The sequence below is a fragment of the Rubrivivax gelatinosus genome, assembly GCF_004340905.1.
GTDB lineage: Bacteria > Pseudomonadota > Gammaproteobacteria > Burkholderiales > Burkholderiaceae_C > Rubrivivax > Rubrivivax gelatinosus.
The window spans coordinates 172,135-196,210 of record NZ_SLXD01000008.1 but is presented as its reverse complement, the minus strand read 5'-3'; the positions used below and the strand labels follow the sequence as shown (position 1 = coordinate 196,210).

Annotated in this window: 25 protein-coding genes; 14 read left to right on the top strand and 11 right to left on the bottom strand. The window is 72.6% G+C overall.

Features of this window, described 5'->3' with window-relative positions:
• The first annotated feature begins 227 nt into the window (after window positions 1–227).
• The gene (locus EV684_RS14000) at window positions 228–1,814 is read left to right on the top strand and encodes an FAD-binding protein (RefSeq protein WP_132647899.1); all 1,587 of its coding nucleotides are present in this window, start codon (window positions 228–230) and stop codon (window positions 1,812–1,814) included.
• A 15-nt stretch (window positions 1,815–1,829) separates the two neighbouring features.
• Complete coding sequence (locus EV684_RS13995) at window positions 1,830–3,584, top strand: thiamine pyrophosphate-binding protein (RefSeq protein WP_132647898.1); 1,755 nt, start codon at window positions 1,830–1,832, stop codon at window positions 3,582–3,584.
• Here EV684_RS13995 and EV684_RS13990 read toward each other — a convergent pair whose 3' ends face one another.
• Window positions 3,585–4,280 (bottom strand): Crp/Fnr family transcriptional regulator, encoded by a 696-nt coding sequence (locus tag EV684_RS13990; RefSeq protein ID WP_132647897.1) that lies wholly within the window; start codon window positions 4,278–4,280, stop codon window positions 3,585–3,587.
• A 90-nt stretch (window positions 4,281–4,370) separates the two neighbouring features.
• Between EV684_RS13990 and EV684_RS13985 the strand changes: the two genes are divergently transcribed.
• Window positions 4,371–5,159: a 5'-methylthioadenosine/adenosylhomocysteine nucleosidase gene (locus EV684_RS13985; RefSeq protein WP_132647896.1), complete on the top strand. Its 789-nt coding sequence runs from the start codon at window positions 4,371–4,373 to the stop codon at window positions 5,157–5,159.
• Here the strand turns inward: EV684_RS13985 and EV684_RS13980 are convergent.
• Window positions 5,143–5,706: a GNAT family N-acetyltransferase gene (locus EV684_RS13980; RefSeq protein WP_132647895.1), complete on the bottom strand. Its 564-nt coding sequence runs from the start codon at window positions 5,704–5,706 to the stop codon at window positions 5,143–5,145. The two genes, EV684_RS13985 and EV684_RS13980, sit on opposite strands and share 17 nt — an antisense overlap.
• Complete coding sequence (locus tag EV684_RS13975; RefSeq protein WP_132647894.1) at window positions 5,703–6,872, bottom strand: aminotransferase class III-fold pyridoxal phosphate-dependent enzyme; 1,170 nt, start codon at window positions 6,870–6,872, stop codon at window positions 5,703–5,705. The genes EV684_RS13980 and EV684_RS13975 overlap by 4 nt, the downstream gene beginning before the upstream one ends.
• Window positions 6,873–6,908: 36 nt before the next feature.
• Between EV684_RS13975 and EV684_RS13970 the strand changes: the two genes are divergently transcribed.
• Window positions 6,909–7,742 (top strand): SIR2 family NAD-dependent protein deacylase, encoded by an 834-nt coding sequence (locus EV684_RS13970; protein WP_132647893.1) that lies wholly within the window; start codon window positions 6,909–6,911, stop codon window positions 7,740–7,742.
• A gap of 2 nt (window positions 7,743–7,744) precedes the next feature.
• Entirely contained in the window at window positions 7,745–8,755 is a 1,011-nt protein-coding gene (locus tag EV684_RS13965; RefSeq protein WP_132647892.1) for a hypothetical protein, read from the top strand.
• 4 nt (window positions 8,756–8,759) lie between these two features.
• Here the strand turns inward: EV684_RS13965 and EV684_RS13960 are convergent, their stop codons facing one another.
• Window positions 8,760–9,092 (bottom strand): four-helix bundle copper-binding protein, encoded by a 333-nt coding sequence (locus EV684_RS13960; protein WP_132647891.1) that lies wholly within the window; start codon window positions 9,090–9,092, stop codon window positions 8,760–8,762.
• 112 nt (window positions 9,093–9,204) lie between these two features.
• The gene (locus EV684_RS13955) at window positions 9,205–9,978 is read right to left on the bottom strand and encodes a YkgJ family cysteine cluster protein (protein ID WP_132647890.1); all 774 of its coding nucleotides are present in this window, start codon (window positions 9,976–9,978) and stop codon (window positions 9,205–9,207) included.
• Window positions 9,979–10,089: 111 nt separating this feature from the next.
• On the opposite strand from EV684_RS13955, the gene EV684_RS13950 reads away from it, so the two are divergent.
• Entirely contained in the window at window positions 10,090–12,384 is a 2,295-nt protein-coding gene (locus EV684_RS13950; protein WP_132647889.1) for a helicase C-terminal domain-containing protein, read from the top strand.
• Between the two features lie 17 nt (window positions 12,385–12,401).
• The gene (locus EV684_RS13945; protein WP_165908492.1) at window positions 12,402–13,223 is read left to right on the top strand and encodes an alpha/beta fold hydrolase; all 822 of its coding nucleotides are present in this window, start codon (window positions 12,402–12,404) and stop codon (window positions 13,221–13,223) included.
• A 21-nt stretch (window positions 13,224–13,244) separates the two neighbouring features.
• On the opposite strand, the gene hepT is transcribed toward EV684_RS13945, so the two are convergent.
• The 5 genes from hepT to EV684_RS13920 form a co-directional block, all read right to left on the bottom strand.
• Window positions 13,245–13,673, bottom strand: coding sequence for a type VII toxin-antitoxin system HepT family RNase toxin (gene hepT / locus EV684_RS13940; protein ID WP_132647887.1), 429 nt, complete (start codon window positions 13,671–13,673; stop codon window positions 13,245–13,247).
• Window positions 13,663–14,058 carry a type VII toxin-antitoxin system MntA family adenylyltransferase antitoxin gene (gene mntA, locus EV684_RS13935; protein ID WP_132647886.1) on the bottom strand — a complete coding sequence of 132 codons (396 nt, stop codon included), beginning with the start codon at window positions 14,056–14,058 and terminating at the stop codon, window positions 13,663–13,665. The genes hepT and mntA overlap by 11 nt, the downstream gene beginning before the upstream one ends.
• A gap of 129 nt (window positions 14,059–14,187) precedes the next feature.
• A complete protein-coding gene (locus tag EV684_RS13930) occupies window positions 14,188–15,909 on the bottom strand; it encodes a tetratricopeptide repeat protein (RefSeq protein WP_132647885.1) in 1,722 nt (573 codons plus the stop codon).
• Window positions 15,902–17,185, bottom strand: a complete 1,284-nt coding sequence (locus tag EV684_RS13925) for a tetratricopeptide repeat protein (protein WP_132647884.1) — start codon at window positions 17,183–17,185, stop codon at window positions 15,902–15,904. The genes EV684_RS13930 and EV684_RS13925 overlap by 8 nt, the downstream gene beginning before the upstream one ends.
• Window positions 17,186–17,248: 63 nt before the next feature.
• Window positions 17,249–18,007: a sulfite exporter TauE/SafE family protein gene (locus tag EV684_RS13920; protein WP_132647883.1), complete on the bottom strand. Its 759-nt coding sequence runs from the start codon at window positions 18,005–18,007 to the stop codon at window positions 17,249–17,251.
• A 124-nt stretch (window positions 18,008–18,131) separates the two neighbouring features.
• Here EV684_RS13920 and EV684_RS13915 point away from each other — a divergent pair, with 124 nt between their 5' ends.
• The 7 genes from EV684_RS13915 (at window position 18,132) to EV684_RS13885 (ending at window position 23,142) form a co-directional block, all read left to right on the top strand.
• A complete protein-coding gene (locus tag EV684_RS13915; protein ID WP_009857838.1) occupies window positions 18,132–18,353 on the top strand; it encodes an RNA-binding S4 domain-containing protein in 222 nt (73 codons plus the stop codon).
• Between the two features lie 11 nt (window positions 18,354–18,364).
• Complete coding sequence (locus tag EV684_RS13910) at window positions 18,365–19,678, top strand: type III PLP-dependent enzyme domain-containing protein (RefSeq protein WP_132647882.1); 1,314 nt, start codon at window positions 18,365–18,367, stop codon at window positions 19,676–19,678.
• Window positions 19,679–19,750: 72 nt separating this feature from the next.
• On the top strand, window positions 19,751–20,296 hold the full coding sequence (locus EV684_RS13905; protein WP_132647881.1) for a GNAT family N-acetyltransferase: 546 nt from the start codon (window positions 19,751–19,753) through the stop codon (window positions 20,294–20,296).
• A 78-nt stretch (window positions 20,297–20,374) separates the two neighbouring features.
• Complete coding sequence (locus tag EV684_RS13900) at window positions 20,375–20,767, top strand: DUF6404 family protein (protein WP_132647880.1); 393 nt, start codon at window positions 20,375–20,377, stop codon at window positions 20,765–20,767.
• Between the two features lie 315 nt (window positions 20,768–21,082).
• Window positions 21,083–21,730: a hypothetical protein gene (locus EV684_RS13895; RefSeq protein ID WP_207896858.1), complete on the top strand. Its 648-nt coding sequence runs from the start codon at window positions 21,083–21,085 to the stop codon at window positions 21,728–21,730.
• A gap of 512 nt (window positions 21,731–22,242) precedes the next feature.
• A complete protein-coding gene (locus EV684_RS13890) occupies window positions 22,243–22,806 on the top strand; it encodes a hypothetical protein (RefSeq protein WP_132647878.1) in 564 nt (187 codons plus the stop codon).
• A gap of 72 nt (window positions 22,807–22,878) precedes the next feature.
• Window positions 22,879–23,142, top strand: coding sequence for a helix-turn-helix domain-containing protein (locus EV684_RS13885; RefSeq protein ID WP_132647877.1), 264 nt, complete (start codon window positions 22,879–22,881; stop codon window positions 23,140–23,142).
• 469 nt (window positions 23,143–23,611) lie between these two features.
• On the opposite strand, the gene EV684_RS13880 is transcribed toward EV684_RS13885, so the two are convergent.
• A complete protein-coding gene (locus tag EV684_RS13880; RefSeq protein ID WP_132647876.1) occupies window positions 23,612–23,935 on the bottom strand; it encodes a type II toxin-antitoxin system HicB family antitoxin in 324 nt (107 codons plus the stop codon).
• Window positions 23,936–24,076: the final 141 nt, after the last annotated feature.

The following is a 24,076-nucleotide window of genomic DNA, read 5'->3' as shown; positions in this document are numbered from 1 at the left end:
GAAGATCAGGCAGCTCATCGTGGCCCGATTGAGGCGCCGCGGCGCGCCGGCGGCCATCGCCCCTGCGGCCTCCCCCGCAGGCAGGAGACGCCGGACGGGCCTTGCGCGCCGACGCAGCCGCCGGCAGCGCAGACATCCGCACGCCCGGGAAACCCCTGCCCACCCCGCCGCCGCCGTGTCGTCCTTTGGACAGACGCCGCCGCCGCCGCGCAGCAGACTGCGGGCCGATGTCCTCCTCCCGCTGCCTCGTCGTCGGCGCCGGCCCCGCCGGGCTGGCCACCACGCTCGGCCTGCTCGACGCCGGCCATGCCGTCACGCTGCTCGACCGCGCCGCCGCGCCCGGCGGGCTGGGGCTGCACGCCTTCGGCGGCATGGCGCTGTGCGGCACGCCGCTGCAGCGCCGCAGCGGCATCCCCGACAGCCCGGCGGTGGCGCTGGCCGACTGGCTGTCCTTCGCCGATTTCGGGCCCGAGGACGAATGGCCGCGGCGCTGGGCCGAGCACTATGTCGAGCGCTGCGTGCCCGAGGTCTACGAGGCGCTGCGCGCGCGTGGCCTGCGGTTCATCCCGGCGGTTCAGTGGGTCGAACGCGGCTGGACGACGCCCGGCAACAGCCTGCCGCGTTACCACGTGCTCTGGGGCACCGCACGCCAGCTCGTGCAGACCCAGCTCGCCGCCTTGCGCGACCACCGTCACGCGGCGCGGCTGGACTGGCGGCTGTACCACCGCGTCGATGACTTCGAACTCACCGACGGCCGTGTCGCCGGCGTGCGCGGCGTCGACGAGAACACCGGCCGCGAGTTCAGCCTGACCGCCGACGCGGTCATCGTCGCCGCTGGCGGCCTGACCGGCGACCTGGCGCGGGTGCGTTCGCTGTGGTCGGCCGGCCCGGCGCCGGCCGAGCTGCTGAACGGCTCGCACCCGCACGCCGACGGCCGGCTGCACGACGCCGCGGCGCGCCACGGCGCGCGCCTCACGCACCTGGACCGCATGTGGCACTACGCCGCCGGCGTCGCCCACCCGAACCCGCAGTTCGACGGCCACGGGCTGAGCCTGATCCCGACCCGCTCGGCGCTGTGGCTGGGCCCGGACGGCCGGCGCATCGGCCCCGAGCCTTTCGTCACCGGCTACGACACCGCGGCGATGGTCGAACGCGTCGCCCGCGAAGCCTGGCCCTGGACCTGGCAGCTGCTGAACCGCCGCATCGCCGACAAGGAGCTCGCCGCCTCGGGCGCCGAACACAACCCGCAGATCCGCGAGCGCCGCGTGCTCGGCTTCGCGCGCCAGTTGCTGCGCGGCCAGCCCGAGCTGGTCGACGAGCTGCTCGCGCGCTGCCCGGACGTCGTGCAGGGTGCGACGCTGGGCGAACTGGCGCAGCGCATGAATGCGCTGGCGGGCGACGAGCGCCTCGACGCCGCGACGCTGCACGCCCAGATCGCGCCCTACGACGCCCAGATCGCACGCGGCCCGGCGCTGCACGACGACGACCAGCTGCGCCGCATCGAACACCTGCGGCGCTGGCGTGGCGACCGCGTGCGCACCTGCCGCTACCAGCGCATCCTCGACCCCGCGGCCGGGCCGCTGATCGCCATCCGCTGCCGGCTGCTGACGCGCAAGTCGATGGGCGGCCTGCAGACCGATCTGTCCAGCCGCGTGCTGGACACGAAGGGCACGCCGATCGCCGGGCTGTACGCGGTCGGCGAGGCCGCGGGCTTCGGCGGCGGCAACGCCAGCGGGCGCAAGTCGCTCGAAGGCACTTTCCTGCCCGGCTGCCTGCTGACCGCCAACGCCGCCGTGTGCCACCTCGGCGCCTGACCCCAGGAGAGCACGATGAAGAAGACCGCCGCCGAACTGGTGCGCCACGCGCTGGAGCAGCTGGGGGTGCGCCACACCTTCGGCATCCCCGGCGTGCACAACACCGAGACCTACGACGCGCTCGCGGGCTCGGCCGTCGTCACGCCGATCCGCGTCACGCACGAAGGCAACGCCGCCTTCATGGCCGACGCGGTGAGCCGCACCAACGAGCACGTCGGCGCGCTGCTCATCGTGCCGGCCGCCGGCACCGCGCTGGCGATGGCCGGCATCGGCGAGGCGTATCTGGACGGCATCCCGATGCTGGTGATCTCCGGCGGCACGCACACGGGCCACGGTTTCCGCTACCAGCTGCACGAGCTCGACCAGCTCGAATGGGTGAAGCCGGTGACCAAAGGCGCCTGGCGCGTCACGCGCCACCGCGACGTCGTGCCGACGCTGTACGAAGCCTGGCGCACGGCGACACGCGGCGAGCCCGGCCCGGTCTTCGTCGAGATCCCGGTCGACCTGCAGATGCTGCCCGGCGAAGTCGACGAGCTGCCGCCCTTCGTGCCCGATGCGCCGCCGGCAGCACCCGACGACGCGACGATCGAACGCGCCGCGCGTGCGCTGCTGGCCGCCGAACACCCCGGGCTCTTCGTCGGCTGGGGCGCGGTCGACGCCGGCGACGCGGTGGCGCGCATCGCCGAGGCGCTGGGCGCGCCGGTGGCGACGACGCTGCAAGGCCTGAGCGCCTTCCCCGGCACACACCGGCTGCACGCCGGCATGGGCATCGGCCCGGCGGCGGTGCCGGCGGCCGAGCAGGCGTTTGCCGACTGCGACGTGCTGCTGGCCGTCGGCACCCGTTTCGGCGAGATCGCCACCGGCAGCTACGGCCTGCGCGCGAGCTGGAAGCTGGTGCACGTCGACATCAACCCCGAGGTCTTCGGCGCCAACTACCCGGCCGAGATCACGATCGAAGGCGACGCGCGCCAGGTGATGCCGGCGCTGGCGGCGAAGATCGCCGCGCTGGGCTCGCAAGGCGCCGCCACGCGTGCTGCACGCGCGGACTCGGTGGCCAGCCGCATCGCCGCCGCCAAACAGGCCTACCGCGCCGAATGGCTGGCGCACGACGGCGGCGGCCGCGTCAACCCGCAGCGTTTTTTCGACGCCTTGCGCGCCACGCTGCCCGACGACGGTTTCGTCGTCACCGACGACGGCAACCACACCTTCCTGACCGCCGAACTTTTCCAGAGCCGGCGCGCACGCCACCTCGTCACGCCGACCGACTTCAACTGCATGGGCTACGGCGTGCCGGCGGCGGTGGCGATCCAGCTGACGCACCCGCAGCAGCCGGTGGTCGCCGTCGTCGGCGACGGCGCCTTCCTGATGACCGGCATCGAGCTCAGCACCGCCGACGAACACGGCCTGGGCGTCGTCGTCTGCGTCTTCAACGACGGCGAGCTGTCGCAGATCTCGCAGGCCCAGCAGCTGCCCTACAACCGCAAGGCCTGCACCGTGCTGCCCGAGATCCGCATCGAAGGCATCGCGATGGCCGCCGGCGCCGCCTACCTGCGCATGCAGAACGACGCCGACATCGAGCGCGTGCTGCAGGCCGCCCACGAGCAGGCCGCCGCCGGCCGGCCGGTGGTGGTCGACGTGCACGTCGACTACTCCAAGCAGACGCGCTTCACGCGCGGCATCGTCAAGACCAACCTGGCGCGCATGAGTGTCGGCAACAAGCTGCGCCTGGTGGCGCGCGCCGCCTGGCGGCGCGTCGTCGCGCCGGCCTGATCAGCGCACCGCGAGCAGGCGTTCGGGGTCGACGATCTCGATCGTCGCGCGGCCGCGGCGGATGGCGCCGGCCGCTTCCAGCTCCTTGAGCGCCTGGTTCACCGTCTGGCGTGACAGCGCCAGCATCTGGCCGAGCTGCTCCTGCGAGACCTCGAGCACGCGTTTGCTGCGGCCTTCCCAGGCGCCGTAACCGCCGGCCATCGCCGCCAGCCGGCGCGCCAGCCGCGGCGTCGGCGGCAGCAGCGCCAGCTCCTCGACGGCGGCGAAGGTCAGCCGCAGCTTGTTCGTCAGCAGCCGGCCGAAGCTCTGCCAGTGCTGCGGGCGCGCGGCCAGCAGCCGCGCGAGATCGTCCTGGGCCACCCGCAGCAGCGTGCAGTCGCTTTCGGCCCAGGCGTCGTGGGTGCGCGGCGCGCCGTCGAACAGCGCGATCTCGCCGAACCACTGCGGCGGCTCCAGCATCGCCAGCAGCGACTCGCGGGCGCCCTCGCCCACCGCGCCGATGCGCACGAGGCCGCGCACCACCGCGTACAGCCCGTCGGGCGCGTCGCCACGCGCGAAGAGCCGCGTGCCGGCCGGCAGCGCCAGCACCCGCGCGTGCGCCAGCAGGTGGTCGGCCAGGTCGGCCGGCAGCGCGGCGAACCAGGCCCCGGCGCGCAGCGTCGGCGCCCAGTCGGCGGCGGTGGAGGGCTCGGACATCGTCGACGCACGGTACACGAGGCGGCGCGCGGCGCCGGGCGCGTGGGCGACATCCGGGACAATCGGCGCGCCGCCTCCACCCCGAGCCCGATGTCCGACACCCCCGCCCCGCTGGGCCTCGTCGCCGCCCTGAAACGCGAGCTGCGCGACCTGCTGGCCGCGATGCCCGACGCGCGGCCGCGCACGATCGGCGGCCGCGAGTTCTGGCACGGCACGCTCGAAGGCCACGAGGTCGTCGCGGTGCAGTCGCGTGTCGGCAAGGTGGCCGCGGCGGCGACGACCGCGGCGCTGATCTCGCACTACCGCGTCGGCGCCGTCGTGCTGACCGGCATCGCCGGCGGCCTGGCGCCCGGTGTCGCGGTCGGCGACGTCGTCGTCTCGGCCGAACTGCTGCAGCACGACCTGGACGGCTCGCCCTTCTTCCCGCGCTGGGAGGTGCCGCTGACCGGCGTCTCGCGTTTCCCGGCCGACGCTGGGCTGGCCGAACGCGCCGCCGCCGCGGCACGGGCCGCGCTGGCCGACCCGCTGGCGCTGTTCGGCGAGGCGCTGGTGCAGGAGTTCTCGCTGCACGCGCCGACGGTGCACACCGGCCTCATCGTCAGCGGCGACCGCTTCGTGCGCACGCGCGAAGACCGCGACGCGCTCTGCGCCGCCTTGCCCGACGCGCTGGCCGTCGAGATGGAAGGCGCCGCCGTCGCCCAGGTCTGCCACGAATGGGGCCTGCCCTTCGTCGCGATCCGCGCGATCTCCGACCGCGCCGACGACGCCGCGCACGGCGACTTCAAACGTTTCCTGTCCGCGGTCTGCGCGCACTACGGCGCGGCGGTGGTGAGGCGGCTGCTGGCCGAGATGCCCCGGACGCTCAGGGCGCCAGCCTAGACGGCGAAACCCGCCCGAACAGCAGCACGTCTTCGTAGACGCCGCCGATCTCGAGGTGGCGCACCATGCAGCCCTCGGGCCGCAGGCCGGCTTTCTGCATCACGCGCGCCGAGGCCGGGTTGCGCGCCAGGCAGCGGCCGGCGATACGCGTCAGGCCGAGTTCGTTCTCGGCGAAGTCGAGCAGCGCACGCGTCGCTTCGGTGGCGAGGCCCTGGCCCCAGTAGTCGTGGCCGATCCAGTAGCCGACCTCGGCGTGCGCATGCGCGGCACTGACGTTGAGCAGCGCGATCGCGCCGACCAGCGCGGCGTCGCACCGGCGTTCGATCGCGTAGCTGATCTCGCGCCCGGCCAGCCAGCCGACCGGGTGCGTCGCGATCCAGGCCTCGGCGGCGCCGTCGGGATAGGGGTGCGGGATCGCCAGCGTCGTCTCGGCGACGCGCCGGTCGCCGGCCAGGCGCTGGACCTCGGGTGCGTCGCCAGCGACGAAAGGCCGCAGCCGCAGCTGGCGGGCCTCGATCACCGGCTGGGACGGCATCGTTCCGGTCATCTCGGGACTCCTGGTTCGGCGGCTAGCGCATGGCCGATCTCGCGCACCAGCGTGTCGACCATCGCCTTCGTGACGGTCAGCGGCGGCATGAAACGCAGGCTGGCACCGCGCTGGCCGACGACCTGGCCGCGCTCGAAGAGCCGGCGCGCGACCCGCTGCGCCAGCGCCTCGTCGGCCAGTTGCAGCGCCAGCATCAGCCCGCGGCCACGCACGGCCAGCACCTGCTGCGGCCGGCGCTGCCGCAGCGCGGCCAGGCGTGCGGCGAAGTGCTCGCCGACGGCCGCGCCGCGCGCCACCCAGTCGCCGGCTTCCAGCGCCGCGATGACGGCCAGGGCCGCGGCGCAGCCGCCGGGGTCGTTCTGGTGCGACTGGGCATAACGCAGCGGCTGCGTGTCCAGCGCCGCCGCCACCTCGGCGTCGACCGTCAGCGCACTGACCGGGTAGCCGTTGCCCAGCGCCTTGCCGCAGGCCACGAGCTGCGGCAGCAGGCCGTAGTGCTGGTAGCCGAACCAGCGCCCGGTGCGGCCGAAGCCGGTCGTCACCTCGTTGCAGACGATGAAGGCGCCGGCGCGGCGTGCGGCGTCGACGGCGCGCGCGACGAAGTCCTCGTGCGGGAAACGCACCACCTCCAGCGACGCACCGCCGACCTCCAGCACCAGCGCCGCCGCCTCGTGCCAGGGCACGGCGTCGACGGCGGCCAGGTCGTCGCAGCGCAGGTCGATGCGCTGGTCGTTGTCGGCCGCCAGGCGGCCGTAGCCGAAGGCCGACAGATAGCTGCTGTCCAGGCGCACGAAACGCCGCCGGCCCGAGAGCTGCATCGCGATCTGCAGCCCCAGGTTGACGGCCTCCGAGCCCGAAGACAGGAAGACGCTGCGCGCGCCCGGCAGGCCGTGCAGCCGCGCCAGGTGTGCGGCCAGCATCTCGGCCTCGGCGCTGCGGAAGGCGTAGCCCTGGTGCATCACCGTCGTCAGCGAACGCCGGATCGCCCGGTTCACCGCCGGATGCGCATGGCCCAGGTTGGCAGCCCAGACGCCGGACTCGAAGTCGACGTAACGCCGCCCCTGCGCATCGACGAGGCGGCAGCCGCGGGCGCGCGCCAGCACACGCTCGGGCTGGCCGTACAGCGGCAGGATGCCGTGGGCGCGGTCGGCGGGCTCGGAGATCATCGGGCTATTCTCCCGCCCGCTCGCCCGCAGAACTTGATGGATCCCAGCGCTCTCGCCCACGCCGCCGACCTGATCGACCAGGCCGACGCGGTGATCGTCGCCGCCGGCGCCGGCATCGGCGTCGATTCGGGCCTGCCCGACTTCCGCGGCGACGCCGGCTTCTGGACCGCCTACCCGGCGCTGGGCGCCGCCGGGCTGCACTTCACCGAGATCGCCTGCCCCGAGCGCTTCGAGCGCGACCCGGCGCTGGCCTGGGGCTTCTACGGCCACCGGCTGGATCTGTACCGGCGCACCGTGCCGCACGCCGGCTTCGCGATCCTGGAACGCTGGATGGCGCGTGCGCCGGCCGGCGGCTTCGTCTTCACGAGCAACGTCGACGGCCAGTTCCAGCGTGCCGGCATCGCCGCCGAACGTGTCGCCGAATGCCACGGCTCGATCCACTGGCTGCAGTGCACACGCCCCTGCAGCGAGGCGCCGTGGCCGGCCGACGATCTGGTGGTCGACGTCGACACCGCCGCCTGCCGCTGGCGCGGCGAGCTGCCGCGCTGCCCGCGCTGCGGCGCGCTGGCGCGGCCCAACATCCTGATGTTCGGCGACGCGCAGTGGCTGGCGGCCCGCACCGAGGCCCAGATCGGCACGCTGATGCAGTGGCTGAAAGGCGTGCGCCGCCCGGTCGTCGTCGAGATCGGCGCCGGCACGGCGGTGCCCTCGGTGCGGCGTTTCGGCCAGCATCTGCTGCACGCCCACGACGCCCGGCTGCTGCGGCTGAACCCGCGCGAGCCCGCGGTGCCTGGCGCGCTGCACGTCGGCCTGGCCTGCGGCGCGCTCCAAGGGCTGGCGGCGATCGACGCCGCGCTGGCCGCCGGCTGAGCATGGACTGGTTCAGCCGCCTGACCGGCTTTGCCGAGCCCGCCGCCGACGAGCTGCGCCGGCGCCTGCACTGGCGCGACGGCCGGCTGCACGCGCCCGAAGCCGGCCGCAGCTGGGCCGTCGGCGAGCTGGAACTCGTCACGCTGGGCACGCTGCGCGGGCGCGCCGCGGCCTTGCCGCCGGCGCCGCCGCCCCGCTGCCGCGTCGTGCAGGGCGACGTGCGCGCGCTGCACCGCGACCCGGCGCTGGCCGGCGCGCTGTTCCAGGTGGCGTCGCAGTTCAACCTTCTGGAGATGATCGGCCCCGAGGTCACGCCCGACGAAGGCGTGACGCGCTACGAACACGACCGCACGCAAGGCCCGGCCTGCGCGATGGCCTGCGGCGCGGCGACCCTCGTGCGCCACTACTTCGTGCCGGTCGACGGCCGCCCCGGCCAGACCGCCACGCGCCAGCTCGACGCCCTGGCCGGCCTGGGCGAGGCGCTGGCGGCGGCCACCGGCCGGCCGCGCGAAGCACTCTGGGCGATGCGCAACGGCTACGCGCTGCCCAGCGCCGACGGCCTGGCCGCGATCGACGCCCATCTGGCGGCGCTGGACGATGCCGGGCTGGATGCGCTGCGCACGCGGCTGGCGATCGGCGTGCACCGCGACGTGGAGGTGACCGACGTCGCCACGCCGCCGGGGCCGGTGGTTTCGCAGGCTTTCTGCTCGGCGCTGCCGGTCGCCTACTCGCGCCACCGCGGCGCGCCCTGGGCGCGTTTCGCGACGCTGGTGCTCGAAGCGGCCTACGAAGCGACGCTCTGGGAAGCGCGCCTGGCCGCCGCCGCCGGAAAACCGCCGCGGGTGCTGCTGACGCAGCTGGGCGGCGGCGCCTTCGGCAACGACGAGGCCTGGATCACTGCGGCGATGCGCCGCGCCTTCGCGTCGCCCGCCGCGGCCGGGCTGGACCTGCGCCTCGTCAGCTACGGGCCACCGTCGAAGGCGCTGCTGGACCTGGCGGACGAGGTCGGCTGAGGCTTCAGGCCGAGGCCATCGCCGAACACGCCTCGGCGCAGCGCCGGCAGGCGTCGGCGCAGCGGCGGCAGTGGTCGTGGTCGTGGCGCTCGCATTCGGCGGCGCAGCGGCGGCAGACGTCGGCGCACAGCGCGGCGGCCGGGGGCAGGTAGTCGCTGCCGCGCATCAGGTAGGCCGCCACCAGGCGGCAGGCGGCGGCGCAGTCGAGGTCCAGCGCGATGCAGCGCGCCATCAGCGCGACCTCGCGCTCCTTCAGGCCAGCGGCGGTGCAGCGTTCGCAGGCCTCGATGCAGGCGAGGCAGACGTCGAGGGCATAACGGCCGGAGTCGGGGGACATGGGCGGCTTTCGGCCCGCGGCGGCGGGCTGGGGTGGAGGGCACGCGCCAGGCGCGCAGGGCCGTCCCCAGGCAAACGCCGCGCCCCGCCGGTGGCGGGCACGCCGGCCGCGATCAGGCCGGCGGGCGCAGGCGGTCGAAGACCTGTTCCTGCTCGCCCGGCGGCAGCTCGTCGCAGCGCGCGCCGGCCAGCGGGTCATCGCCCGCCCACCAGGCGGCGGCCGGGCCGGGATGGTCCAGCGCCGTCACCAGCGCCTCGTTGAACTCGTAGACGCCCCAGGCCAGGCCGGCGTCGCGCAGCGAGGACTGCAGCGCGCCTTGCACCAGCGCCCGCACCGCGCGGTGGCCGGCGCTGGCCGGAACCTCGGCGCGGCGGCCGGCGGCGGCTTCGGCGCAGGCGCGCGCGTCGGTCGAGGCATGGCCGCGGCAGGCCAGCGGGCGCACCGGGTAGATCACGCAGACGCCTTGCGCCAGGAAGGGGCAGCGCACCGGCTCGGCGGCACGCTCGGCCTCGCTGCGGCGGTGGGTCTTCGCCTCTGCGGCACGCAAGGCGCCGACGAGGTCGATGCCGCGGTCGGCCAGCGGCGGCGCCACGCGGGCGAGGAAGTGCGCGGCCAGCAGCAGCTCGGGCATGGTCGCGACGACGCGCAGATGGCAGCAGGTGGCGCAGGCCTTGCGGCAGGCGACCGGCGGCTCGTCGGCGCAGCGCAGGCGCACGTTGCCGTCGAAGGTGTCGACCGCCTGCGCCATCAGACGCTCGATGCCGGCGGTGCTGCCGCGGCCCGCGGCCAGCGTGGTGTCGAAGGCGCGGTGCAGCGCGCGGTAGAAGTCCAGGTCGTCGCCGGCGGGCAGGTCGGTGGTTGCGGCGGAGGCGGTGTCGATGCTCATCGGCAGGGCTCGGCGCCGGCGGCGCGGCGGATGTCGGCACCTTAACCACGGCGCGCGGCGACCGCTTTGCATCGGCGCAAGACTCCCGACCAACTGGACGAAAATACAGCCGTGACCGAGCCCCCCGACGCCGCCCCCGCCTACACCGTGCCGGTGCGTGCGCTGTGTGCGTTCGCGGCCAAGACCGGCGACCTGGACCTGCGCTTCACGCCAGCCCCGACGGCCGCCGAAGGCATGGCCGGCCACCGCCGCGTCGCCGCGCGCCGCGGCCCCGGGCACGAGAGCGAGGTCGCGCTCGAAGGCCGCTGGCAGCAGCTGCGCGTGCGCGGCCGCGCCGACGGCGTCGACCTGGGGCGAGCGCTGGTCGAGGAGGTCAAGACCCACCGCGGCCCGGTCGAGCGCATCCCCGAGCACCACCGCGCGCTGCACCGCGCCCAGGCGCGTGTCTACGGCGCGCTGCTGGCCGCCACGCACGAGCTGCCGCGCTTGACGGTGCGCGTGCTCTACTGGGACGTCGACCGCGAGAGCGAGACCACCTTCGACGAGACGCTGACCGCCGCCGAGCTGCAGGCCCACTTCGAGGCGCTGTGCCAGCGCTTCGCCGCCTGGGCGGAGGCCGAGCTGGCGCACCGCGCCGCACGCGACGCCGCGCTGGCGGCGCTGGCCTGGCCGCACGACGCCTTCCGCGCCGGCCAGCGTGAACTGGCGACCGCGGTCTACAACGCCGCGCGCGCCGGCCGGCCGCTGCTGGCGCAGGCGCCCACCGGCATCGGCAAGACGATGGCGACGCTGTTCCCGACGCTGAAGGCCCTGCCCGGCCAGCGCCTGGACCGCGTCTTCTTCCTCGCCGCCAAGACGCCCGGCCGGCGCCTGGCGCTGGACGCGCTGGCCACGCTGCGCGCCGGCGGCGCGCGCCCGCTGCGTGTGCTGCAGCTCGTCGCGCGCGACAAGGCCTGCGCCGAACCCGGCCGCGCCTGCCACGGCGACGACTGCCGGCTGGCACGCGGCTTCTACGACCGCCTGCCGGCGGCGCGCCAGGCGGCGCTGGGCGCGCTGGCGCACGACCCCGAGGCGCTGCCCGCCGTCGCCGCCGAACACGCCGTCTGCCCCTACTACCTGGCGCAGGAGATGGCGCGCTGGTCCGACGTCGTCGTCGGCGACTTCAACTACGTCTTCGACTCCGGCGCGCTGCTGCACGCGCTGCTGCAGGAGAACGGCTGGCGCGCGGTGGCGCTGGTCGACGAGGCGCACAACCTGGTGTCGCGGGCACGCGAGATGTACAGCGCGACGCTGGACGCCGCCGCCGTGCGCGCCGCCAAACGCACGGCACCAGCCGCGCTGAAGCGTCCCGTCGAACGCGTGGCGCGTGCGCTGGGCGCGCTGGCCAAGGCCGGCGACGTGCCGTTCGAGGTCGCCGACGCCGCGCCCGACAAGCTGCTGGACGCGCTGCGCAACTACATCTCGGCGGCCAGCGAGCTGGCGGTGCAGCAGCCCACCGCGCTGGCCGGCGACGCGCTGCAGCTGCACTTCGACGCACTGCGTTTTGCCGAACTGGCCGAGCTGCTGGACCCGGCGACCAGCCAGTTCGACCTGACGCGCCGCCCCAGCGCGCGCGGCAAACCCGAGGCCGTGGCCTGCGTGCGTTGCGTCGTGCCGGCGCCGTTCATCAAGCCGCGTTTCGAGGCCCTGCACACCACGGTGCTGTTCTCGGCGACGCTGGCGCCGGCGCCCTACCAGCGCGACCTGCTCGGCCTGGGCGAAGGCGCGGCCTGGCTGGACTGCGAGTCGCCGTTCGACGCCGCGCAGCTGGCGGTGCGCATCGCACCGCTGTCCACGCGTTATGCCGACCGCGAAGCCTCGCTGGCGCCGCTGGCGGCGCTGATCGCGCGCCAGTACGCCGAGATGCCGGGCAACTACCTCGCGTTCTTCAGCAGCTTCGACTACCTGGAACGCACCGCCGCCGCGCTGCAGGCCGCCGCGCCCGAGCTGCCGCTGCGCTGCCAGCAGCGCCGCATGGACGAAGCCGAACGCCGCGCCTTCGTCGATTCCTTCGCCGAAGGCGGGCGCCAGATCGGCCTGGCGGTGCTGGGCGGCGCTTTCGGCGAAGGCATCGACCTGCCGGGCTCGCGCCTCGTCGGCGCCTTCGTCGCGACGCTGGGCCTGCCGCCGGTGGACGCGGTGCAGGAGTCGATGAAGGCGCGGCTGGAAGCGCGTTTCGGCGCCGGCTGGGCCTACACCTACCTCGTGCCGGGGCTGCAGAAGGTGGTTCAGGCCGCCGGGCGTGTGATCCGCACGCCTGAAGACCGCGGCGTGCTGCACCTCGTCGACGACCGTTTCGGCCGTGCCGAGGTGCGGGCCTTGCTGCCGGGGTGGTGGCGGGTGCGGCGGGGCGGCGCCGGCGACTGAACCCCAGCGGAGGAGCCGTGTTCGAGCATTTCGACGTCCCCACGCCCGACGGCAGCCTGCACGTCGTGCGGGCGCGCACGCCGGGCCGGCCGCTGCTGGTGATCCACGGCGGCCCCGACTGGGACCACAGCTACCTGCTGCCGGCCGTCGCCGGGCTCTGCGGCCGCGGCATCCGGCCGCTGCTCTTCGACCTGCGCGGCTGCGGGCAGTCCTTTCGCTGCACGGACGACACCGGCTATACGGTCGACGCCGTCGTCGGCGACATCGTGGCGCTGCTGGACACGCTGGGCTTGGCGCGGGCCGACGTGCTGGGCTTCAGCTTCGGCGGCGTCGTCGCGCAGGCGCTGGCGGCCCGGCAGCCGCAGCGCATCGAGCGCCTGGTGCTGGCGTCGACCGCCTACCCGGTGACGGTCGCCGCCCCACCCGCCGCGGCCCGGCCCGAGCTGCGCGCGCTGTGGAAGCAGATCTTCGACACCGAGCCCGACCCGCTCGCCGCGACCCGGCGGCTGGCGCTGGAGACGCTGGAACTCGACGTGCACCGCCCCGAGGCGCTGGACGCCGCACGCCGGCTGGTCGGCGCGGTGGCCTTCTCCGGCGAGTGGCTGGGTGCCGTGCGCCGGCACGGGCTGAAGGGCACACGCGGCACGCTCGAGTCGCTGGGCGGGCGCGTGCGGCTGGTGCATGGCGAATACGACGCACGTTTCGCCGTCGAAGCAGCACGGGCGGCGCATGCGGCGCTGCCGGGTGCCGCGCTGCACGTGCTGCCCGGGGCCGGCCACCTGGCTTATCTGGATGTGCCGGCCGACTGGCAGGTGGCGCTGGCGGCAGCGTTGGCATGAACGCGGGTTCGGGGGCCTCGCTCAGCCGGCCACGCCCCCACCGTCGCGCAGCAACAGGGCCTGGCTGTATTGCAGGAACTCGTCGAGGTGCGAGGTGATGATCGCGACCGTGATCGGCAGTTGCAGCGCCTGATAGTCGTGCACCGCGATGTTGCGGAAGCCGACCATGCGCTTGAGCGCGTCGGCCAGACCGGCGTCGATCCAGCCCGCCCGGGCCAGCAGGGCGAAGACGTCGCGCGCACTCTGCGGCACGCCGAGCCGTTCGCGGCGGATCAGATGCTGGCCCATGTCGAGGGCCGCCTCGCAGGCCCGCTGGATGTTCAGGATCGCGGCGTCCTGGCGCGTGTAGTCGGTGGCGAAGCCCGCCGGGTTGGCGGCGTACTCCTCGCGTGCGCGGGCGACGCAGCGCTCGATCACCGCCGCCTTGTTCAGCAACACGTCATCGGCCATGGATGGTCCCCGTTCGGCGGATGTCCTGCAGCAGCCCGGCCCGTGCCGTGTCGAGCGCCGTCTTCTCGCTCAGCACCGCGGCCTCGAACAGGCCGGCGCGCGTGTCGGCCGCCCACCACCGTTCGCCGGTCGTGATCACGCGGTACTGCATGACGGTCGAAGCGGCACGAAGGTCGAGCAGGTCGACGTCGCAGCCGGCAAGGTCGGCCAGTTCGCCGGACAGCTCGAACAAGGCCAGCGGATCGGCATAACCGGCGACGAGCACCGCCAGGTCCAGATCGCTGGCCGGGCCCGCCGTCCCGTCGATGCGGCTGCCGAAGGCATAGACCGCCAGCAAGCCGGGCAGGCGGCACTGCAGCAGTTCGACGATCGTCGCGCGGTTCATGGCGGCATTGTCCGATGAAGCAGGCCGGCCGCGCCCGGCGATCACGCTCAGCGCAGGAAAGCGTCGTGCCCGGTCTTCAGAATCAGCATGGGGCCCAGCCAGACCGGAGGCTGCGGCGTCCGCGCCCGTTCAAGGCCGCCGGGCCCCGCGGCGCCACAGCCCGCGCAAGCCCTCGGCCGTCGCGCCGGCCGCCAGCCGCAGCAGCAGCCGAACGACGCTGTAGACCAGCCACGCGCCGCCGACCATCGGCACCAGCAGCAGCACCGGCCACAGCGCCTCGACCGGGTGACCGGCCACCACGCGGCCACCGAGCACGCCCAGCGCGGTGAAGGCGGCTGCCGTCCAGGCCAGCGCCATCAGCGTGCGGCCCAGCTCGTGCCAGTGGGCGCCGCGCGGCGCCGCACCCGCCGCCGCCGTGCGCCAGCGCGCCAGCCGCTCGCCGCCCCAGCAGGCCAAAGCCAGTGCGCCGACCCAGGCCATCGCCGGCACGCCGGGCGCGGCGGCGCCGGCCGGTGCGGCCCAGCGGTCGACGGCCATCTCGGCGGCACCCGCGGCCGCGACGAAGGCCGCCAGCCGCGGCGGCGTCAGCCAGCGCCGGGCGCGCGCGTCGGCCCAGCGCGCCAGCGCACGGCGCGTCTGCCCCGGCACGGTGGTCGGCCGGGTGTCGCGCCAGGCGTCGCGCCAGCGAACGAGGTCCTGCACCGTCAGCACGATGGCCACCAGCAGCGGCCAGGTCCACCAGCCCGCGGCGTCGGGCCAGGCCAGCAGCGCGGCGATGGACAGCGCCATCAGCAGCACGCCCGACACGGCCGCACGCGCCAGCCAGGACAGCGGCCGGCCCAGGCGCTGCAGACGCGCGTCCAGCTGGCGCCGTGCGGCCGCGATGAAGCCGAAGAAGACGAAGAACGGCACCGCCAGCCCGATGAACACGGGCAGCGCCAGCAGCGGCACCACGACCTCCGAGACGGCGTCGGGCAGCAGCGTCGCGACGCCGATCGCGGCCAGCAGCGCCAGCCAGGCCGTCACCGCGATGGCCTCGACGCGGAACGCGAACCACAGCCGCGCCGCGGCGTGCGCGCCGGTGGCCTGGAAGGCTCGCGCGCAGGGTTCGCCGAAGGTGTCGGCCAGGGCCCGCGCGGCACCGCGGGTCGGCGACGCGATGCGCGACAGCATCAGCCAGCGCCAGGCCGAGCGTGCGAACAGGCGCTGTCGCCCGCGGTCGCCGACGTCGGCTCGCAGCGCGCTCCAGGCCAGCGCCACCGCGTCGCGGTAGCGCGCCATCGCGCGGCTCTGGCCCGCCAGCCCGGCCAGCGCGTCGTCGTTCTCCGGGTCCAGGCGCAGCGCCTCGCGATAGGCCTGCACCGCCTCTTCGGGCGAGTGGCGGGTCTGGGCCAGGCGCACGAAGCCGTCGGCCCAGTCGGGAAAGGCGGCGACCAGCGCCTCGGCCTCGACGCGCGCGCCGATCAGGTCGCCGGCGCGCTGGTGCACGGTGGACAGCAGCAGGCGCGACAGCGCGTCGCCGTCGCTGGCGCGCACGGCCTGGCGCGCCATCTCGACGGCCTCGGCGTGGCGGCCGCGCAGCGAATCCGCGTTGGCCAGCAGGCGCATCGCCCAGGCCGAGCCGGGCTCCTGCGCCAGCACGCCGCGGGCAAGCTCGACGGCCTCGTCGGCGCGGCCGAGCTGCGCCAGCACGTAGGCCAGCTGCAGCCGCGCCCGCGTGTGGGACGGGTCCTCGGCGGCGGCGCGCCGCGCCTGTGCCTCGGCGTCCTTCCAGCGGCCGATGGCGGCCAGGGCCCGGCTGCGCTCGACGAGCGCGTCGGCACGCTGGCGCGGCGTGGGCGCGTCAGCCAAGGCGGTGGCGCTTCATGTAGTCGAGCAGTTCGTCGTAGACGCCGCTCTCGTTGGCGAACATCGCGAAGTTGCGCGCCTGGGCGAACCACTCCAGCGTGCTCGGGCGCAGCGTCTTCAGCGCGCGGCGGAAGTCGTCGTGGCCCACCGGACGGATGCGCCCGGCCGCGGCGCTGGCCTCGATGGCCGCCTCGCGCGCCAGGTTGCAGAGGTGGGCCAGGTCGGCGCCGGAGAACAGCTCGGTGGCGCGGGCCAGCGCCGGCAGGTCGACGCCGGCGTGCGGGCAGCCCTCGAGGTGATGCTCGAGGATGCGCTCACGCGCCGTGACGTCGGGCGGCAGCACGAGCACCGTGCGGTCGAAGCGGCCCGGGCGGCGCAGCGCCGAGTCCACGTCCCAGGGGTGGTTGGTGGCACCGAGCACGAAGACGTCGGTGTTGTCGTGCTGCGCGCCGTCCATCTCGGACAGCAGCTGGTTGACGAGGTTGCGGCCGGCGCCGCCGCGCAGCTCGCTGCGCTTGTGGCCGAGCGCGTCGACCTCGTCGAAGAACAGCACCATCGGCGCCAGCCGGCGTGCGCTGTCGAAGATCTTGTGCAGGCGCTGCTCGCTCTCGCCGAACCACATGTCGAGCACGTCCTCCAGCCCGACCGACGCGAAACGCGCGCCCATCTCGCCGGCCAGCGCGCGCGCGATGTAGGTCTTGCCGCAGCCCGGCGGCCCGTACAGCAGCAGGCCGCCGCTGCCGGTCTTGCCGAAGGCGCGGTAGAGCTCGGGGTCGCGCAGCGGGCCGAGCACCGACAGTTCGAGCTTCTTCTTCAGCCCCTCCATGCCGCCGATCTGGGCGAAGCTGACGCTCGGCGCCTGGACCTCGAACTCGTCGACACGCTCGCCGCCGTCGGCGGCCAGGCGCAGGCCGGGGCGCTCGCCACGCACCAGGTCCTGGGGCTCGGACGGGGCGCCGATCGTCGCCACCACCGGCGCCGGCCGGGGCGCGGGCGCGGCGGCCGGCGGCGGCGCGGCGGGCTCCAGCGCGGCGAGCAGGCGCGCGTAACCGTCGGCCGTCGACCGTCCGAGCTGGCGCGCCAGCGGCGCGGCCAGGCGCAGCGCCGGCAGGTGGGCCGGGTCGCGCGCGAGCGTGCCGACACATAGCTCCAGCGCCGCCTCGGGTCGTTCGTCGTCGTGGAGCAGTTGCGCCAGGTGCTGGCGCAGGTCGAGGTCGTCGGGCGACTGCTGCAGCGCGGCTTCGAGCGCGGCGACGACGGAGGCGGGAGGTCTGGGCATCGGAGAATGAGTTTTGACGGCTCGCCCTCAGTATCGGCAGCGCCGGCCGCCGCCGGAGGGCGGTCAGCGCAGGAACGCGTCGTACCCGGTCTTCAGGATCAGTGCCCCGACGACGACGATGAACACGTGGCGCACGAAGCCGGCGCCGTGTTTGAGCGCCAGCCGCGAGCCGATCAGGCTGCCGGCGACGTTGGCCACCGCCATCGTCAGGCCGATGTGCCACCAGACGTGGCCCTTGGCGGCGAAGAGGCCGATCGCGGCCAGGTTCGTCGCCACGTTCAGCAACTTGGCCGAGGCCGAGGCGTTGAGGAAGTCGTAGCCCAGGAAGCGCACGAACAGGAAGATGAAAAAGCTGCCGGTGCCCGGGCCGAAGAAGCCGTCGTAGAAGCCGATGACGAGGCCGATGGCCGAGGCGCCGGCGATCTCGGCGCAGCGTGACGCGATCGGCGCGTGATGCTGGCCCAGGTCCTTGCGCGCCACGGTGTAGAGCAGCACCGCCAGCAGGATCAGCGGCAGCGCCTTGCGCAGGAAGGCCGGGTCGATCAGTGTCACCGCCCAGGCGCCGAGCAGCCCGCCGACGAGTGCCGCACCCGCCGCCGGGCCGAGCACCGCCCAGCGCAAGTCCACACGGCGCGCGAACTGCCAGCAGGCGAACGAGGTGCCCCAGACCGACGCGCTCTTGTTGGTGCCGAACAGCGTGGCCGCGGGCGCCGTGGGGTAGGCGGCGAACAAGGCCGGCACGAGGATCAGCCCGCCGCCGCCGACGATGGAGTCGACGAGGCCGGCGAAGAACGAGGCGAAGGTGACGAGGGCGAGGTCCATCGGGAAGCGGCGGCCCCGCGGGCGGGGCGAACAGGCGGATCGAGGAGGCGCGGCCGCGCGCGCCGGCCGTCGGGCGACGGCGGGGGCGCATTGTCTCAGGGCGCCGCAGGGGACAATCGGCGCGATGGACACGACCGACTTCGCCCTGCGCGGCGACTACATCACGCTGGACGCGCTGCTCAAGGCCACCGGCTGGGCTTCCAGCGGCGGCGACGCCAAGGCCGCCATCGCCGACGGCCGCGCCGTGGTCAACGGCGAGGCCGAGACGCGCCGCGGGCGCAAGCTGCGCGCCGGCGACGTCGTCGAGTTCGACGGCCACCGCGCAGCGATCCAGGCCGCCGGCTGAAGGAGCCGCCGATGGCGCTGGACCTAGCCGCCCTGCTGGCCGAAGCGCTGCCCGCCACGACCAAAGGCCTGGCCGCCCGCGCGGTGGGCCGGCCGCTGGCCGACCTCGGCTCGCTGGGCCTGACGCTGACGGGCGGCGAGCTGCCGTTCCCGGTGGCCGTGCTGAAGGATTCGGCGCTGGCGCACAACAGCGCCTGGATGCGCGACTTCTGCGCCCGCGCCGGCGTCAGCCTGTGCCCGCACGGCAAGACGACGATGGCGCCGCAGCTCTTCGAGCGCCAGCTCGCCGACGGCGCCTGGGGCATCACCGCCGCCACCGCGGCCCACGTGCGGACCTACCGCCGCTTCGGCGTGCCGCGGGTGCTGCTGGCGAACCAGCTGGTCGGCGCGGCCAACGTCGACCTGGTGCTGGCAGAGCTGGTGGCCGACCCGGCGTTCGACTTCTACACGCTGGTCGACTCCGAAGCCGCGCTGGCCGAGCTGCTGGCCGGGCTGGCGCGCCGGCCGATCGGCCGGCCGCTGCAGCTGCTGCTGGAACTGGGCGCGCCGGGCGCGCGCACCGGCGTGCGCGGGCGCGACGCCGCGCTGGCGCTGGGCCGTGCGATCCGCGCCGCCGCGCCGGCTGTCGTGCTGCGTGGCATCGAAGCCTACGAAGGCGTCGTGCCGGGCGACGGCGAAGCCGCGGTCGAACTGGCGGCGCTGACGCTGATCGAGCAGATCGGCGACATCGCCGCGGCCGGCGTCGCCGAAGACTGGTTCGCGCCGGGCGAGCTGATCGTCTCGGCCGGCGGCTCGCAGTTCTTCGACCTGGCGGCGCAGGTACTGGCGGCGGTGGCCGCGCGCCCGGGCGGCCCGGCGGTGCGCCCGGTGCTGCGCAGCGGCTGCTACCTGTCGCACGACGCGCTGCACTACGAGCGCATGCAGGCCCGGCTGCGCCAGCGCGCCGGCGCGGCCTGGGACCGCGGCCCGGGGCTGCGCAACGCGCTGGAGGTCTGGACCGTCGTGCAGTCGGTGCCCGAACCCGGCCGCGCGATCTGCGCCGCCGGCAAACGCGATCTGTCGCACGACCTGATGCTGCCGCAGCCGGTGGGCTGGTGGCGGGCTGGGGAGGCGGCGCCGCGGGCGGTGCCTGACGGCCTGAAGACCGTGGCGCTGTCGGATCAGCACGCGTGGGTGGACGCGGCCGACGGCGCGATGCCGTGGCGCGTCGGCGATCTGGTCGGTTTCGGCGTCGGCCATCCGTGCACGACCTTCGACCGCTGGGGGCTGCTCTACACGGTCGACGACGGGTATCGGGTGACGGGTGGGGTGAGGACGTTCTTCTGAACTTCCTCGGCACCGAGGCGGATGCACGGCGACACCCGATGCCTCGGTTGAGAGATTCGTTGGAGTGAGCCGATGCCGATCGAAACCGCGCGCTTGAATCTGCTGACGCCGGAGGAGGTCTCCGCCGAGGCGGTTCGACAGTACTTCGTTGCCAACTGGGCGTTCTTGGCTCGCTGGGAGCCGAGACGGTCGGACGATTACTACGATCTGCCGACGACTTCGAAGATGGTCGAGACGCAGCAGGAACAGTTCCGCGCGCGCACGGGCGTCAACTTGTACCTCACGCGGCAGGGGAGCACGGAGGTCATCGGCACCATCGGTTTCTCGAACATCGTCTACGGCTGCTTCCTGTCGTGCTTCCTGGGTTATCGCTCGAGCCAGGGCAACGAGGGCCAGGGGCTGATGCAGGAAGGGCTGAGGGTAGCGATCCGGTGGGTGTTCGAGTCACTCCAGCTGCATCGCATCGAAGCGAACGTGATGCCGCGCAATCTGGCGTCGAAGCGGGTGCTGGAACGGCTCGGGTTCGAACTGGAAGGCAGCAGCCGGAAATATCTGAAGATCAACGGCGTCTGGGAAGATCATCAGCATTACGTGCTGTTGAACGAGGGTGTCGAGTAGCGGGCGTCCGAGGGCAGAATCAAACTGGCCCCTGCGCGGCACCGTCGACAAGGTCCAGGCGCAACGTACGGAGGATCCGTGAGCGATTTCGAAGCCAAGCGTGAGACAGCACTTCGCCTTCTCAAGGCGACGGGAATCACCGAATCCAACTACCGCCCGCCGCTACTGCGCCTCTTGTGGCGCCTGGGGTTTCAGGTTCGTCCACCGCACTTCGCCAGTTTCGGCGCCACGGCCGTATTCGCCGGTTCGTTTTTCGCCATCGGCTGGGGAGCACTGATGTGGCTGCTGGTGTGGCACAGCGCAGGCATGTCCCCGATGGCCGCCTTGGGTTCGAGCGCCATCGCGGGTGTCGTCTTCGGCCTGGTGATGAGCGCGTACTACGGCTACGGTCGCAAGAAGCACCGCTTGCCGGACTGGGACAGCCTCGGCACCACCTACCTCCGACAGACAGCCGGCACCCATAGCGGCTGAAGCCGCCGGAGTCGCCGTTAGCCCTTCTGGGCTCCATTGACGGGTGGACCGCCGCGCGTGCCACCGCCGTAGCGTGCCACGGTCACCGGGTGGCCGGTTCCGTTCATGTCCCCCGGGCGGGCTGCGCCCGCCCTCCTCCTTTACTTCACTCCACCGGCCACCCGGCGCCCGCGGCAGGGCGGGGCGGCTCTGTCCGCTCAGTATGACCGACCTCCCCCCGAAGGCGGGCGGAGGGATTGGCGGACACGATCACGCGGCGCAGAATCGTGCGCGACTGGCGCCGCTTTCGGCGTCTTTTTACGCCTGTGGAACTGAGTGCTCAGCAACTGGAATCTCAAGCGCGAAAAGGGCTTGAGTCTCAGCCCGGGGGCGCCTGTTACCCGAGCGTTGGATGTTATACGCGACGTTCGGGCGCCGCATATAACAAGGTTAGGCGTCACTTTCACAGGTCTTCGTATGTGGCCATTCAAGAAGAAGGATCCTCCCAGTTACCAACCGGCGGTCGCAGCACTTCTAGATGCAGCACTTGAGATTGACATCCAAGAGTGCTTTCATCTCGAAGCTGTCAATCTACTGGAATCTTCAGTCGCCACCTTCTGGATGGTCGAACGAGTATTTCACGCGCTTCCGAAAGACAAGCACGAGAAGGCCGGGTCTTACGCATTTGAATTGTTCATGGAGGGCATGAAGCGAGAGTACAGCCCTGCTGAACTGAAGTCGCTGGTCGGCCCACTGCTGATGAAGCGACTTGATGAATACTCTCAGATCTTTACCACCAACGAATCACGCGATGCTAGTCAAGCGTTGACAGCTACTGCGCAGCGTATCGGGCAAAGGGTGACCGGAGAGAATGAACTACACTTTGCAACCACGATGGCAATTGCGCTTCAATGGTATGGCTCAGTCATTGCGGCCGGCAAGGTTTTGCTCACGCAGGACGCAAACGGTGAGCTCACTTGGTGACGCCTCTCAAGACCCCCCAAGTGATTGATGCAGGCGGAGTTTCTAGTCGGTGGCTGAGTCAGGCGTGACCGGTACGAGCGACATGCCGAGCCGCTGCGCCTTGCGAGCCACACGTCAGGCATCACAGGACACACCGTATGTCGCTAGCGACTCTCTTCGCGCCGCATGAACGCGAGAGCCTTTACTCTGGTGCAAACTCCGCAATTTGGCATTCACACCATCTCGCCGAGCACCTCGCCAAAAGAAAAACCAGGGGGATCGGGGGTCAGGTCTTGCCTTTTGCAGCACAGACCGCGAACGCGGGCCGCTCTCGCGAGGCTAACCCTCCAGCGACCCAGGTGACGTTCAAAAGGCAAGATCTGCCCCCCAGCCTTCCCGTCAGCCGGGTGGAAGATGAGATTTCGCAACCCAATCGTAGTACTAGATGGCCGGCCTTGCGTGAGGGATAACCTCGGGCGGGTGGGACGCTATGGGCACCCCCTTTCGTTCGTTAGGCGGCACAGGAATCACCTATGACCTCGCCCGTCGATCAAGTCGCAGTAGCTGGAGCCGCGATCTCATTCGTGTCGGCCGTTGTCGCCGTCTTGGCGATATACATCCCCTGGCGCAACACTCACGACACTGCTGTCTTCTCTGAAGCTGTGCTTGCACTGGAGCGCGCGTACAAGTCATTGCATGCGATCCGACAAGATGATCAGAGACCCGCGCCAGACAGGCTGAACTGGCTTACGTGTGCTAGGCATCTTGAGTCATACAAGGACTTGCGAGCGAGGCTCAAGACACCTCTCTATCGCCGCCTGTGCGCTGAGCACGAGGAGCACTGGAGACACGAGTTTTATCTGTCTCTGCTGAAACAACGCATCGTCAACGCTTCGTACTTTGATGCCGGACCGATTGAACCAAAGTCCGCGGTAGTTATTTATGGCTTTGCTGCTTGGCCTGAGTCACGAAAGGACCCGATTGACATAGCAGACTATGAAGCGATATTCAAGGAATCGGACATTCTCAATGGCAACGTTGGCCTGAGGACATACCTATCAAAGTTTCCGGAGTTTGGCGGCATCCCCTCTCAATAGACTCCTCCCAAGTGATTGATGCAGGCTGGGTGTCGGGGGTCAGGTCTTCCGCCGTACTCAAGGAGAGCTGCCGTGCCCTCGAAGACTGAACCGCTGTCCCCCAAGGAACTCGCCGCCAACGAGGCCGACCGCGACCGGGGCGCGGAACTGTTGCAGTCGATCCGCGAGATGAAGGCGGGCAAGCTGAGCGTGGTGCACAGCCCGGCCACCGAAGCGCGCCAGAAGACGGGCCTGTCGCAAAGCCAGTTCGCGGCGCTGCTCGGCGTCTCGGTGCGCACGCTGCTGGCCATCGCGCGGACAAATCCGAAGGCGCTGCTGGACGTCGCGGGGCAGTAGCGCCGCTGCTTCCGGCCGTCGCGGGCGTTCAGACCTTCAAGCCCCGCAGGTCCGCGCTCCTCGCCCCCAGCGCCCCCCGATCCGGCTTGCCCGCCGCCGTGACCGGCAGCGCGTCGACCCGGGAGGTGGAGTCAGGTCTTGCCTTTTGCAACACAGGCCGCGAACGCGGGCCGTTCTCGCGAGGCCAACCCTCCTGCGGCCGAAGTGGCGTGCAAAAGGCAAGACCTGACCCCAGCCTTCCCGAGGGCTGGCTGGAAGCGGCCACTCCCTGCCCCGGTCGTCGGGTGGCCGGTGGAGTGAAGTAAAGGAGGAGGGCGGGCGCAGCCCGCCCGGGGGACATGAACGGAACCGGCCACCCGGCGGCCGGGGCACGCCGGGGGCGGTGGCGCGCGTGGCGCCTCCCGGCCGCAGAAGAAACGAACACCGGGCATCTGGCCGACCGGCCACACCCCAGCGCGACAGCCGCGCGTCAGGCGGCGAGCTTGGTGCTCACCAACCGGTTCAGGCTGACCCGTTGCTCGGCCGCCTCGATGACCAGTTGCCGATGCCGTTGCGGCGGGATGCGGACCTTGAACTCGCCGCTGTAGCGCCGGTCGGCGATCGGCTCGGGCACCGGTTCGGCGTTGGCCAGCATGTCCTTCACGCAGTCGGCCACCACGGCGCGGATGCCGGCCAGCGCCTCCTCGGGCGAAGCGGCCAGCCACGACAGCGACGGGAACTCGGCGCACAGACCGACGTGTTCGCCATCCTCGGTGGACCAGGTGACGCGCCAGGTGTAGTGGTCGACGTTCATCGCCAAGGTCCCTCTCCAATCGCTGCAAGCCCGGACTCCGCGGCAGTTCGCCAAGGAATGGTCCCACTGCCGAACGTCCCAGGGCAAGCGCCCGTTCGCGGCTGACAGCCTGCAGACACAGCCTAGAACCCTACGTCCGGG

Coding starts and splice junctions, on each gene's coding strand:
- mntA (WP_132647886.1), bottom strand. CDS start 14,058: ATGAACCGCGCGACGATCGTCGAACTGCTGCAGTGCCGCCTGCCCGGC.
- EV684_RS13995 (WP_132647898.1), top strand. CDS start 1,830: ATGAAGAAGACCGCCGCCGAACTGGTGCGCCACGCGCTGGAGCAGCTG.
- EV684_RS14000 (WP_132647899.1), top strand. CDS start 228: ATGTCCTCCTCCCGCTGCCTCGTCGTCGGCGCCGGCCCCGCCGGGCTG.
- EV684_RS13920 (WP_132647883.1), bottom strand. CDS start 18,007: ATGGACCTCGCCCTCGTCACCTTCGCCTCGTTCTTCGCCGGCCTCGTC.
- EV684_RS13960 (WP_132647891.1), bottom strand. CDS start 9,092: ATGTCCCCCGACTCCGGCCGTTATGCCCTCGACGTCTGCCTCGCCTGC.
- EV684_RS13965 (WP_132647892.1), top strand. CDS start 7,745: ATGGACTGGTTCAGCCGCCTGACCGGCTTTGCCGAGCCCGCCGCCGAC.
- EV684_RS13910 (WP_132647882.1), top strand. CDS start 18,365: ATGGCGCTGGACCTAGCCGCCCTGCTGGCCGAAGCGCTGCCCGCCACG.
- EV684_RS13980 (WP_132647895.1), bottom strand. CDS start 5,706: ATGACCGGAACGATGCCGTCCCAGCCGGTGATCGAGGCCCGCCAGCTG.
- EV684_RS13955 (WP_132647890.1), bottom strand. CDS start 9,978: ATGAGCATCGACACCGCCTCCGCCGCAACCACCGACCTGCCCGCCGGC.
- EV684_RS13975 (WP_132647894.1), bottom strand. CDS start 6,872: ATGATCTCCGAGCCCGCCGACCGCGCCCACGGCATCCTGCCGCTGTAC.
- EV684_RS13985 (WP_132647896.1), top strand. CDS start 4,371: ATGTCCGACACCCCCGCCCCGCTGGGCCTCGTCGCCGCCCTGAAACGC.
- hepT (WP_132647887.1), bottom strand. CDS start 13,673: ATGGCCGATGACGTGTTGCTGAACAAGGCGGCGGTGATCGAGCGCTGC.
- EV684_RS13925 (WP_132647884.1), bottom strand. CDS start 17,185: ATGCCCAGACCTCCCGCCTCCGTCGTCGCCGCGCTCGAAGCCGCGCTG.
- EV684_RS13905 (WP_132647881.1), top strand. CDS start 19,751: ATGCCGATCGAAACCGCGCGCTTGAATCTGCTGACGCCGGAGGAGGTC.
- EV684_RS13890 (WP_132647878.1), top strand. CDS start 22,243: ATGACCTCGCCCGTCGATCAAGTCGCAGTAGCTGGAGCCGCGATCTCA.
- EV684_RS13880 (WP_132647876.1), bottom strand. CDS start 23,935: ATGAACGTCGACCACTACACCTGGCGCGTCACCTGGTCCACCGAGGAT.
- EV684_RS13970 (WP_132647893.1), top strand. CDS start 6,909: ATGGATCCCAGCGCTCTCGCCCACGCCGCCGACCTGATCGACCAGGCC.
- EV684_RS13990 (WP_132647897.1), bottom strand. CDS start 4,280: ATGTCCGAGCCCTCCACCGCCGCCGACTGGGCGCCGACGCTGCGCGCC.
- EV684_RS13915 (WP_009857838.1), top strand. CDS start 18,132: ATGGACACGACCGACTTCGCCCTGCGCGGCGACTACATCACGCTGGAC.